This window comes from Bacteroides sp. RCH18, assembly GCF_058231005.1.
In genome coordinates this window covers 549336-562405 of record NZ_JBIPTC010000002.1, presented here as the reverse complement: position 1 = coordinate 562405, position 13070 = coordinate 549336, and the positions used below count along the sequence as shown (strand labels likewise).

6 protein-coding genes are annotated in these 13070 nt (G+C 44.3%); all 6 read right to left on the bottom strand.

Annotated elements, in window-relative coordinates; genetic code table 11:
• Window positions 1-3144, bottom strand: coding sequence for a SusC/RagA family TonB-linked outer membrane protein (locus ACHLI0_RS17410; protein WP_081030289.1), 3144 nt, complete (start codon window positions 3142-3144; stop codon window positions 1-3).
• Window positions 3145-3444: 300 nt separating this feature from the next.
• Complete coding sequence (locus ACHLI0_RS17405) at window positions 3445-7419, bottom strand: two-component regulator propeller domain-containing protein (RefSeq protein WP_490749764.1); 3975 nt, start codon at window positions 7417-7419, stop codon at window positions 3445-3447.
• Between the two features lie 195 nt (window positions 7420-7614).
• A complete protein-coding gene (gene glmM, locus ACHLI0_RS17400; protein WP_008760870.1) occupies window positions 7615-9003 on the bottom strand; it encodes a phosphoglucosamine mutase in 1389 nt (462 codons plus the stop codon).
• 29 nt (window positions 9004-9032) lie between these two features.
• The gene (gene bamK / locus ACHLI0_RS17395; RefSeq protein ID WP_010536567.1) at window positions 9033-9677 is read right to left on the bottom strand and encodes a BamK family beta-barrel-assembly machinery protein; all 645 of its coding nucleotides are present in this window, start codon (window positions 9675-9677) and stop codon (window positions 9033-9035) included.
• A gap of 118 nt (window positions 9678-9795) precedes the next feature.
• Entirely contained in the window at window positions 9796-10833 is a 1038-nt protein-coding gene (locus tag ACHLI0_RS17390; RefSeq protein ID WP_010536566.1) for a DHH family phosphoesterase, read from the bottom strand.
• Window positions 10834-10878: 45 nt separating this feature from the next.
• Window positions 10879-13068 (bottom strand): ComEC/Rec2 family competence protein, encoded by a 2190-nt coding sequence (locus tag ACHLI0_RS17385; protein WP_490749763.1) that lies wholly within the window; start codon window positions 13066-13068, stop codon window positions 10879-10881.
• Window positions 13069-13070 lie beyond the last annotated feature (2 nt).

The window sequence follows — 13070 nt, the reverse complement described above, 5'->3', positions numbered from 1 at the left end:
TTAAAAACTAAACTTGACTCCGACCGAATAGCTGGATACATTCGGATAAGCTGTTCCGTTGCTCGTATTCAGTTCCGGGTCCCACAGCTTGAAGTTAGAGAAGGTAAGCAGATTCGTACCCATGAGGTAGACGCTTGCACTTTTGAGGAAACATCTGTCCAGCAGTTTTTTCGGTATATTGTAGGATATGTTCAGTTGCTTCAGACGCAGGAAGCTGACATCTTTCACCCACCACGAACTTTTCTGAACATTGTTCGTGTTGGCGTCACTGCCGACATACATGCGCGGATAGAACACATCCTGATTGGTCGGATCGTCGGGACTCCAGCGGTCGTGGATGTTGGCAAAGACATTGTCACGGCCTTCGTCATCCCAGAAAGGCTTGATACAAATGCCGTCCAGATAGCGGTCGGCCTGTCCGGTTCCCTGAAACAGGGCACTGATAGAAAAGTCTCCGATCTGTAAGTCGGCACCGAATCCGTAATAGATTCTGGGAACATCACCGCGTCCGATGACGGTCTTGTCATAGTTGTCGATCACACCGTCTCCGTTCAAGTCACGGTATTTGATATCGCCTACATTTACTGTCCCGAACTGGGTAGCATGGTCTTCAATCTCCGCCTGACTGGTAAAGAGCCCATCGGCTATGAATCCCCAAGTCGCATTTACATTCGTACCGCGTGTCTCCATCCAAGGATAGTCTACCGGCGGTTCGTCGTTCTCTATAATCTTGTCTTTATTGAAAGTCAGATTGCCACGTACCGTAAGGAATGTCTTCTTGCCCAACCGTTGTGTATAGTCCATCGCCAGCTCTATACCTTTGTTTTCTACGACACCCAGATTAGCATAAGGGTTTTCGATCCATCCGGCGTAGCTGGGGATTGTACTGCGTTGCAGGAAGATGTTGTCGCGACGTTCCTTGAAAAAGTCGACTACAAAGGACAGATTATCATTTAGGAACTTGATATCGATACCCAAGTCTTGCTTTCTGGATTTAGACCAAGTGACATTCACACCATACTTTTCTTCTCCATAACCGTTGGCACTTGTATAATTGGTTCCGAACATGGTTCCTGTCAGACCGGTGAACACCCCCTGATACATGAAGCGTCTGCCTGTTGCGGTATCACTGCCGACCCATCCGTCCGTATAGCGGAATTTGAGGAAGGAAATGTATTTGCGAACCGGATTCCAGAAAGATTCATTAGAGACTGCCCATCCCAGACCAAAAGCAGGGAAAACACCATAACGCTTGCCCGGACTGAAGTTCTCCGAACCATTGATACCGAGATTGAATTCTGCGAAGTAACGGTCGTTCCATGAATAAGTAGCACGTCCGGCAAAACCGCGTTGCTTGTAAGGCATACCGCCAATGACATCCGTCGCATTCAAATCCCAATATACTTTCTGATTGTAAAGCAACAGACCTCCTACCCGATGAGCACCGAAACTACGGTCATAGTTCAAGGATGCTTCTGTATATACCGTGCGGCTGCTCCATTGCTCCGGTGTCTGAAGTGACAGGCTACCGTCCGCTTCTTTCAGCACCGAGTAGAGGTAATCGCCTGTTTCTTCATCAAACAAGGTGTCTTCTATCCAGATTCCGTTTTCGTCCGTTTTGCCGGCAAAGGTGTACATCGGTTCGTTCCGGTTATATTTTCTCTTACGTGAATTGTAAGTATCGAAAGCCACCATGGCAGAAGCAGAAAGTCCTTTGCTCCACTTCCAGAAATCCAAGTCCTGCTTCACGCGGATATTAGAATTTAACTGGCTGGAAAATTCATCATAATAACCTCCGCGAGCCAGCAGACCGTAAGGGTTGAACTTTTGCTGTGAGTTGATACCGGACACGGTACCGTTGGGCAGCAACAAAGGATAAATAACCGGATTCACATCCATACAGGCTGCGTACAGTGAACTGGTGCTGCTCTGCGGATAATGTCCCTGTCCCAGATAACCGGAAAAACCCAGATCAACCGTCGTCTTGGAAGTCGGCTTCAGATTCAGGTTGGAGGTAAAGTTATAACGGTCATACTTCATCTGAGTATTGTAGTTCTCCAGCTTGAAGTTGCGGGTCATACCGGTTTCTCCGTAGTAACTCAATGAGGCATAATAGTTTGCATTAGGTACACCACCACGGATATTAATATTCCCGCGACGGTTGTGTCCCCAGTCATTGAACAGGTTATCAGCCCAGTCGATGGCCGGATACAGGTAAGGATTATACAATCGGGGATTGTCATTCGGCAATAAACCGTTGGCCTTCTTTGTCGCTTCGATATAAGCAGCCGAGTATTTAAGTGTACCGCTTGTATTCATCTGCGCCTCGTTGCGTGCATCCATGTAAGTGTAAGCATCTGCCATATCTACTTTCTTGGTCAGGCGGGTAAAACTTTCGTAATAGTCCACACTAAACTGCGGTTTGCCTACTTTACCGGGTTTGGTTTTCACGATTACGACTCCGTTGGCACCACGTACACCATATACTGCAGTTGCGGAAGCATCTTTCAGCACTGTAAACGATTCGATATCTTCAGGGTCGATATTGTTGAAACTACGTTCCACCCCATCAACGAGTACAAGAGGACTGGAACTCTGTCCGAGCAAGGAAGATAAACCACGAATCCAGATATCCGATTCATCGTGACCGGGTTCGCCGCTACGCTGAACGGCAACCACCCCGGCAATGCGTCCGGAAATAGCAGAAGACAGACTTGCAGCAGGCATCTTAATGTCTTTCACATCCATCGTAGACTGAGCGCCTACCACGGATACTTTACGCTGATTGCCGTAACCCACTACTACCACTTCATCCAGTGACGACACATCTTCCACCAAAACGACATCTACGATTTTTTGCTTTGCTACCTTTACCTCTTGCGGCTTATATCCTATATAAGATATGAGCAGAATAGGATTCCCTGTTGAAAGCTTCAAGGTATACTGACCGTTCATATCGGTAATGGTACCATTCGTTGTACCTTTTTCCTGAACACTCACCCCTATGAGCAGTTCTCCTTTTTCATCAGAGACACGGCCTGTGACGGAGCTTCCTTGCGCCCATACTGTTACACTACACGTAAGTAACAATAGCAGTAGCCATAATGACCTGATGCGATGTTTTTTCATTTCAAACAAATTCATACTACTTGTTTTTAATTAATAATAATAAGGTTACCAAATACGTTTAATACGTTGACGCAAATTAAAGGAATAACCAAAGAAACGGGATACTCCTGTGCGCCAAAAAACAGAGAAGAGAAAAAATGTCTGTTTAAAGTACAGATGGTAAAATAGAGTACTGGATAACACCCTATATATCAGAATAATAAACAATGGAAAACAAAAGAGAGTACAAAGGAGACCAACCTTAAAAAGCAGCACAGATCAGCATGGAAATTTGTTTCTTGGCAACTAATACCAGACCGCTTCCTGACTGTTCGTTCACTCCTGATTTTTATGAGTGTCATTCCCTAAAAGTTTCTCTCTATATACCTTAGGAGTCACGCCAAACTTACGGGTAAACTCTTTGTAGAAGTAAGCACGACTGGATATGCCCACATCGGAAATTACATCCTGAATAGACAGTTCCTCGTTCTGCAACAAACGGGCGGCCTTCTCCATCCGGTAATCTTTAATCAAATCGCTGGGTGACATACCCGAAATCTCCTTAAACTTCCGGTAGAACTGACGGGAACTCATCAACATTTGTTCTGCCACAAACGTGGAGCCCAAATCTTCACGATCCAAATTCTGCTCCACGACCTGCAAGAACTTCCTGACAAAATCCGCCTGCTCCGTAGTGGTACAAACAATAGAATCTGCCCAGCCTTCCAGGTCTTCCATATAAATCTGTCTGGCTTCCCGCTTGCCATAAATCACTTTATGAATCGTTTCTTTCAGGAATGGTATATCATAAGGAAGAACAATATAAGAATCTGCCCATAGAATCAACTCCCGCTGCATAGACGCACTGACTTTCCATGTCAACATCGGAATAAACGCTGTCTTCGACAACATGGAACGATTCTTATTGACATACTTTATAAAAGTACTTTCCGCATCGGCATACATAAGCATATCCACCAGAAATAAAGTCGGTGCGGACTTATGCATCTCGTCAAATGCCAACTGCACACTCCGCACTGAACGGACTTCATACTCATCGGAAAGTAACGCACTGATCAACCAGACGATCTCTTCCCTGTCTTCCAACAACAAAACAGTTTTTCTCACTTCATTCTGCTCTGCCACAACAACCGGATCGAATGTGATAGTCAACTGATTATCCTGCCCTACAGGGGTTATATAGCGCATCACACTATTCTGCTGCTTCAATGCAGAAAACACGAAACGTTGCATGGTCCGTATCCTGAACATATCATCCGAATCTTTCGCCCTGATAGACAAGAGTTCTTCTCCGGACAATACATCATTCAATCCTTTCACTGTTTCATCCGGAGAAACAAATGTCAGCATCATACAACCTGCTTCTTCTGTCACCGTCACTGATACCTTCTCTGTCTTACAACTGGAAATATAAAGGTAACTGAAATAAAGGATACAACGTAACGCATTCTTATAGGCGGGATAAGTGAAATTTTCCGGAATGTCTAACTGTATCGAAGAGACATCATGGCCTTCTTTTTCAAGTACTTGAAGCACCTCTTCCGCCAACTTCAAAAGAGACAAACGCCCCGAAACCGAAAAATGCAGCGACGACAACAAACGGAAACATTCATCACCCAACCCACACCCAAAGAGCAAGGACATCACGGATTCACGAATCTGACCTATTTTCTCTGCATGTCCTTCAGAGGAGATATTCTTGTCGTTTAGCTGATCACAAGCCTGATAAATGAGAGTACAAGTATTGAGCACCTCACGCGCCTGATAACTATCCGCCGCCAGAGATATATTTCGATTTTCCGACTCCAGTAGTTTCTTCATCATCCGTTCATGACGAAAATACTTGCGGAAAAGATGAATCACATACATTGCCAATACGATACCCAATAGTATATAAATAATGTACGCATACACTGTGCGATACCAAGGGGGCAGAATGTGCACGGGAATCGTGAAGGTCTTGTATTCCGTAGCAAACACATCTTTCTTATAGCGAACCTTAAACAGATAATCTCCGGACGGGACGCTGAAATAGGATGCTTCATTCACACTGCTGAAAGCTCCCCAGTCCTTATCATAACCTTCGAGCATATACGAGTATTCCACATCGCCACCACTGGCATAATCAGGTACTACAAAGAATAAAGAAAACGAAAGATTGGCTCCCTGCATCCGCAGCCCTTTCCTGTCCGGCAAATAATGGTCTTGCAAATTGACAAATGTCTTTTCTATGATCAACTTACGCAATAATATTTCTGGATAATATTCCGGTGCTGCCGACACCTTCTTATCAAGGTAGAGCAATCCGTCGATTCCTCCGAAGAAAAGACAACCGGTATATGGACAACGGTAATATGCATCATCGCTAAACTCTCCTATCTGAATGCCTCCGCTGTAATAATAGGCATGAGAAAATGAATTTTCCGGATTGAATTTGATCAGTCCGCGATTCGTCCCTAGCCACAGCAGCCCGTTGGCATCTTCCAGAATACTATGAATCATGTCATTAAGCAACCCTTGTTCACGACCGATATAATCCGCTTCCAGTTTGCGTTCTTTAAAAGTAACGCGCACCAAGCCGGAGGTAGTGCCCACATACAATTGCTCTCCATGCCAGTGCAAACAGAGAATATCGTCTACAGATTTATGCAGAATCTCATTCAGGGAATAGATCTGATACTCTTCCGTTTTCCGGTCAAAACGTATCAATCCCTTTTGCCTGCTTCCCAGCCACAACAGGGAATCTCCTTGTGGCACCATACTATAAAAAAGGTTAAGCTCTTGCTGCTCATGGTAAAAACGATAATTCTTCCACGATTTGATTTGAACGTCCTGCTTACTGTTATCTACTATTACTTTATAAAAACCTTTACCCGAAGTCGCCAGATAAAGGACACTGTCGCTTTCCTCAAAGATGGAATGCACTTCTGCCACTTCTCCTCCAGTTCCTGTTTCCCTATTTGAAAGTTCATGCAACTTTCCATTATCAAAAGAATAATAGCATAAGCCCGAAGAGCCGGTTCCAACCCAGAATCCATTCCTATAGCGGCTCTCCAACATGGAATATACCTGAAATTCCCTGTTCTGCTTGACATACGACATCGCATTCTGCTTTTTATCCAATGAGTAAACCTCTGTGTTGGAAGCTTTTACCCCATCCCGATAGTTTTTCACATGCAGCAATCCGTCTCCCTTTGTCCCAAACCAAAGTCCCCCGTATTTATCGGTCATTATCGATCTTACCTGACGGGTCAAATTGGGCGAGAAGCTGTTTAACATCAGATTAGTGGCAATAGAATACTTCTTGGAATACATAATGGCTCCTTGCCCGTCGGTTCCTACCCACAGTACCCCTTGCCGGGAGTCATTATAAATACCATAGATACGCATATTCTGATCGATAATCTCCTCTGCATACTTTTGAGAAAGACGCAAGCGAATCAGACCATTCGTCTGGAATGCGATAACAATATCCTCATAGAAAGGTACGATTCCCGTTATTTGCCCATATTTATGAACCATCTCACTAATGTTACGGATGTAAATCTTAGACTTTCTTGATATATCATACACAAAAAGATCATAATCCGAATCATAGAAACAGAATACACCATTCTGATAGCAGACATACTGTATCTGCTTGGAGTGAAAATGTGAGGGAGTAGTAGTGAGACGAGTAGACAAGGTATCCTGATCGAAAGAGTTTAAAGAGAAACGATACAGGTCACCGCTTTCATAAGGGAAAAGGTATAATTCACCTTCGTCGGTAACAAACGCGCGAACATCTACTTTCAGCATTTTAATATCGGGCATCGGAATCTGCACAAAACGGCGATGGTGGGTATTGTAATAGGCAATCCAGTCATAACTCAACGCCCATGTATTACCTGCATGGTTGGAATGAATCACGAAATCAGTGTCAAATTCGTAATTGCAGATTACCTGCCGTGAATCCTTCGAAAAACGATTGGCTCCCAAATGTGTAGTTATCCACAAGCAACTGCTGTCTGCCTGTTGAATAGAATGAATAATGTTATTGCTCAGCGTTTTTTGTTCCGAAAAGTCGGAACGAAACACTTCCATACTTTTCCCATCGTAACAGTTTACCCCATCATAGGTACCAAACCACATCAATCCCTCATTATCCTGAAAAAGACAAAGTACGGCGCTATTGGACAATCCCTGCTGATAGTCTACCTTTTGGAAAAGATAGGCATCCTTTACATTGTCAGCTATGCTAATCAATGGACAAATCAATGTGATAAAAACTAGAATCAGGCGTATTCTCATAGCATTTTGGAAAGTAATCAGATAATAATATGCACAAAGGTATATTTTCGGTAGCAAATTACCAAAAGTTTTTTTCGCCTTCAGCGGTTACAAACCTCACATTAACAAATAGGTATCTCAGAAAGGTATGAAAAAAGGGAGGACTCATTTATTAGTCCTCCCTCTCATATTATGCTCAAAGCTAGTTGATTGCTGTTACTTGGCTAGTTCATTGATTACATCCATAATTTTCTGACCGATCTCTTCAGCAGCTTCCATGGTCGAAGCCTCGCTGTACACACGAATAATCGGTTCCGTATTGCTCTTGCGCAGGTGCACCCACTTATCAGCGAAGTCAATCTTCACACCGTCGATGTCATTGATTTCCTCGTTCTTATAGATTTCCTTTACTTTAGCCAGGATAGCATCCACATCGATTTCCGGTGTCAGGTCTACCCGGTTCTTGGCAATGAAATAAGGAGGATAAGTAGCACGAAGCTCGCTCACCTTCTTTCCTTCGTGAGCCAGATGGCTGAGGAATAAAGCGATACCTACCAAGGCGTCACGTCCGTAATGGCTGGCAGGATAGATCACTCCACCGTTTCCTTCACCGCCAATGACAGCATTCGTTGCTTTCATCTTGGTGACTACATTTACTTCTCCTACAGCAGAGGCGCTATATTCCATACCGTATTTGCGGGTTACATCACGCAAAGCACGGGTAGAGCTCAGATTAGAAACCGTATTGCCCGGAGTATGCTTCAATACATAATCGGCTACAGTAACCAATGTATATTCTTCACCGTACATGACACCGTTCTCGCAGATCATAGCCAGACGGTCAACATCCGGGTCTACAACGAATGCAACATCCGCTTTTCCACCTTTCATCAGGTTCATGATGTCACCCAGGTTTTTTTCAAGTGGTTCGGGGTTATGCTGGAAGTTTCCGGTAGGTTCACAATAGAGTTTCTCTACATGTTTCACACCCAGACGTTCCAGGAGTTCCGGAAGGATAATACCTCCTACAGAGTTTACACAGTCGATAGCTACACGGAAATTCGCTTTCTTGATAGCTTCCACATCTACCAGGTCGAGAGCCAGTACGCTGTCGATATGTTTTTGATTGTAAGTCAGGTCTTTGCGATAAGAGCCCAAGTGGTCTACATCGGCATAGTCGAATTCCTCAGCCTCAGCAATACGAAGTACTTCGTTGCCTTCTTCCGCATTCAGGAATTCTCCATGTTCATTGAGTAGTTTCAGTGCGTTCCACTGTTTGGGGTTGTGAGAAGCTGTCAGGATGATACCGCCACAGGCGCCTTCCATCGTCACAGCCAGCTCGGTAGTCGGGGTAGAAGCCAGATCGATGTCTACAACATCCCAGCCCATTCCCATCAGTGTGCCGACAACTACGTTTTTTACCATTTCACCTGAGATGCGGGCGTCGCGTCCCACTACAATTTTGTTGCTTTGTGCCTTACAGGTCTTACGAATCAAAGTAGCATAAGCCGAGGTGAATTTTACAATGTCAAGCGGATTTAGTCCCTCACCCGCTCCTCCGCCAATAGTTCCGCGGATTCCAGAGATAGATTTGATTAGAGTCATAGGTCTTTTAACTAAGATTTATATGGGGGTTAATTCAGTGCTTTGCTGAATGTCCAAATATCATAATAGTATGGATTGACATATTGTTGTGCTGATGAATGTCCTACCTTGGAAGGAACGATCAAACGTACGTGAGCGTAGTTGCGCACAAAAGGTAGTGCAAGCAGCCAGCCTGCAGGTACTGCTGTTGACTGATAATAACTTGCCCAGTAATAGTCCATTTGTATGAAAGTACCGTACACATAGCTGCCTTCGGCTACATAACGGAATACAGCAGGATTCGTGTAAAGCTGATTTGCATCTCCCCACTCTTCGAGGAAAACATTGAAACAGGTAGTGTCGCGTGTCATTATATCTTCTTCGATATAACGGACGCAGATTTCATTGTTGTTAGCGAAAGTATCCGTTTTGTTCTCGGCACTTCCACGATCTACAATCTGCATATATACACCATCGGAGAGGGCAACGTATTCATTCCGGTCCAAATTGGTGACAGTATCATTCTTCTCAAATTCGTCCTGTGAAATGATCCGGATTCCTTTATCTTTGATGAATTTATTCACCGCATTCTTTTCGTCCTCCAACATTTCAGCGTAAGTCTTTGAATCGTCGCACGCCTGGAATATACCTCCGGCCGCCAACAAAGAGAGAAATAAAAATACAAGTTTCTTCATTATCTGTTATTTAGCTATATTCTGCACAAATGTATCTCAAATTCATTGAAAGATGAAAGGGGAAAGTTGAAAGTTGGTAACTTTTAACCTTTCTCTGTCTACTTTTAACCTTCCATTCTTAGCTTTTGGCTGTCAACAAAGGTTTATATTTCTCCAGTGCCTGTTCGAAGACAGCTTTCGCCTCCTCTATCGTTCCGAAAAATTCACCACCCGAAGCATTCAAATGACCGCCTCCGTTAAAGAATTCGGCTGCAAGCTGATTGCATGGAAAAGTACCGACCGAACGGAGCGAAATCTTAATCATCGGCTTCTCTGTATCTTCCCGCAAGAAACAGGAGAAACATACGTTCTTAATGGTAAGGGGAATATTCACAAACCCTTCGCTGTCGCCTTTTATATAGTCAAACTTACTTTGTTCTTCCTTTGTCAGCGATATCAATGCGGCATTGTAATCTGAGTAAACCACCATGTTTGACAACACATACCCCATCAGACGCAGGCGACTCTCCGAATATGTATTGTATACTTTACGGTAGATATCATCCTTATCAATCCCTTTGGAAAGGAGTTCGCTGATGATAAAATAAATCTCGCGATTGTTGGAGTTGTAGGTAAAGCCACCTGTATCCGTCATCATACCGGTATAGATACATTCTGCTCCTTCCTTTGAAATATCACTGAAGTAGCCCATACGGCAAATCAGACGGAATATCAGTTCGGAGGTAGAAGATATCTTAGGATAAGACATGGTGATCTTACAGAATTCTTCGGGATAAAGATGGTGGTCGATCATCACTTTGCGTGCCGGAGAAGCTGCCACGGCATCCGCCATGTCATCAATACGCTTCAGGGCATTAAAGTCCAGACAGCAGATCACATCAGCTTCGGCAATCAATTTGTCCGCAAAGTCCTTATAGCGGTCATACAAAAGGATATCCTTGCTACCCGGCATCCAGCGGAGGAAATCGGGGAAAGCGTTAGGAACAATTACATTTACTGTCTTCTCCTGTGAATCCAGGAAGTGATAAAGCCCCAGTGAAGAGCCGATAGCATCGCCGTCGGGCGACACATGAGAAACGATTACTATTTTGTCAGCGCGCTCAAACCACTTAGTAAAGTGGTCGATTTTTGCCTGTTCTATTACTTTAGTCAACATACCATATTCTTTTTCGAGTTGCAAATGTACGATAATTCTTCGTACTTAGAGCAAAAACCGCACAGAACCTTCTTCAGACAGAGTGATAAAATGCAGATGCAGTCTCTCGCATTCCTTCCGGAAGAGCTGTTTGCGATCATCGGAAAGGGAAGCATCCAACAGGATACAAGATGGAGAAAAGAGTCCGGTAAGTTCTTCCAGACAACCGTTATAGCCTTTGCATAAGTACATATAATCAATAAATAACGGCGAAGCGGCAGATTTGTTCCGCCATCGATTGTCGGTCACCATACAAATACGGCAGCCATGATAAAATACAATCTGCTGATGACGACAGAAGTCAACGTTCTGACAATCAGCCGTCACTTCTATTGGAGGCAGAAGTTGATGACGTCTCCAATAATTAGCCGCTACAGCCTGCAAACGGCGCTTATCTGAAAGGGTATCGGCATAGTTCAGCCAAGAAGTCCCATCCTCAGCAATACAATGAATCGCCGGACAACCACGAACATTGTAAAATACAAGGCTCGGGCAAGGACGGTCATACCAGCGCATGACCGTGTGATAAATGCCCAGACACAACAGGCAGGAAAAGCAAATAACCAGATTCCTGAACCTTCGGGTCTTCGAATAATAAAGGAAAAGCAGCAAGAATATGTAGATGCCCAACACCTCCAACCGATAAAGCCAGATACCATCCAAGGAAGCATTAGGAAGTTGCTCAACCCACCGGACAAAATCATTCAGCACTTTCAACAGGAATCGGACTACTTCCGCCATAACAAACTGAACGGCAGGCAGCGGAGTCAGAAGAAGCATAAGAACGGCAGCATACAAAGTTACAGTTACCAAAGGTATGACGACTAAATTAGTCAGCAGAAAATGAGTGGAGAAACGGGAGAAATATAGCATTACAAGCGGAGCGGTTCCTATTTGCGCAGCTATCGATACACTCATCAATCCCCAAACAGATTTGCCTATCCTGCTCTTCACTGGCAACAACTGACAGACCGGTTTCTGAATCATCAAAATAGAAAGTACAGCGAGAAAAGATAATTGAAAACCAACATCGAACAACCAAGCCGGATTGACAAGCAACATTACCCATGCGGTAGCAGCCAGTGTATTCAGAGTCAATGATTGGCGACCGAACAGTTCCGCTATTGCCAAAACCGAGAACATACTTACCGAACGGACTACAGACGGCGACAGACCGGTAAAAAAGGCAAAAGACCATAATAAAACAAGGAGCAGAACGGAACGGAAATATCGCCCTGCCTGCCACTTCCTTGTTAGAGGTTTCAAAAGGAGGAAAAGCAAAGCATACAAAAGCCCTATATGCAGGCCGGATAGAGCCAAGACATGACTGGCACCGGATACTGAATAACTTTCACGGATAGAGTCACTTAAATCGGTCTTCTCACCCACGGTCAACGCTGAAAGCACAGCCAGTTCATCTCCTTCAAATCCCAGCTTCCGATAAAGGTTCATCACCTTTTCCCGATAAAACATCGCAGTATACCTGATGGAATGTAGAGAATCGGAAGACCGAGAAGCAGCAAAAGGAGAAGCCTGGGAAGAAGGATCAGAGGAGGCAGCAGAATGAGCAAAAGACGATGACGACCCTAATGCCCATTTTCCAGATACCACATACCCCGTTCCACTAATACCATGACGCATCAAATAGCGAGCGTAGTCAAACTCATCAAAGTTTCCTCCGTTAACGGGTGAAGCAATGCGGGCAGATACCAGCAGTTCATCTCCCATCTTTAGTTGTTTATCCCCCAGCTTCAATAAAGCGCCCAATGAATCTTTCTGCAGATAAAGAATAGCCTTTCGCCCTATCGGACACACACCTGATGAATCTCGTAGTTCTTCAAGCAATACCCTACAGAGCAACGTCCGTTCCTTTGCCTCTGGAGTATCCGTTAATCTCGCCCGATAGACAGTTTCCTTTTCCGGAAAGTCATATACGGTTTGTTTTAATTGCCAAGTGATGCCTAGCCACCCACCTGCGAAACAAAGCGCAAAGACAGATATTCCAAAACACCACCGAAGGGAGTGGCGTTTTAGAAAATAAAGGGCAAAGGATAGTCCTGCAAAGAGGCAAAAGATAAGAATACTCCATAGCAGTTTCATCGATTCGTCGAACAACCAATCGCCACAAAAAACGCCTGCTATCCACGGGATAATCAGGCGTATATAAGGATACTGATGGATAAAATTAGTGTTCAATT

What these genes read in the sequence shown, in the direction of transcription:
- ACHLI0_RS17410 (WP_081030289.1), bottom strand. Translation starts at nt 3,144, where the DNA reads ATGAATTTGTTTGAAATGAAAAAACATCGCATCAGGTCATTATGGCTA.
- ACHLI0_RS17405 (WP_490749764.1), bottom strand. Translation starts at nt 7,419, where the DNA reads ATGAGAATACGCCTGATTCTAGTTTTTATCACATTGATTTGTCCATTG.
- glmM (WP_008760870.1), bottom strand. Translation starts at nt 9,003, where the DNA reads ATGACTCTAATCAAATCTATCTCTGGAATCCGCGGAACTATTGGCGGA.
- bamK (WP_010536567.1), bottom strand. Translation starts at nt 9,677, where the DNA reads ATGAAGAAACTTGTATTTTTATTTCTCTCTTTGTTGGCGGCCGGAGGT.
- ACHLI0_RS17390 (WP_010536566.1), bottom strand. Translation starts at nt 10,833, where the DNA reads ATGTTGACTAAAGTAATAGAACAGGCAAAAATCGACCACTTTACTAAG.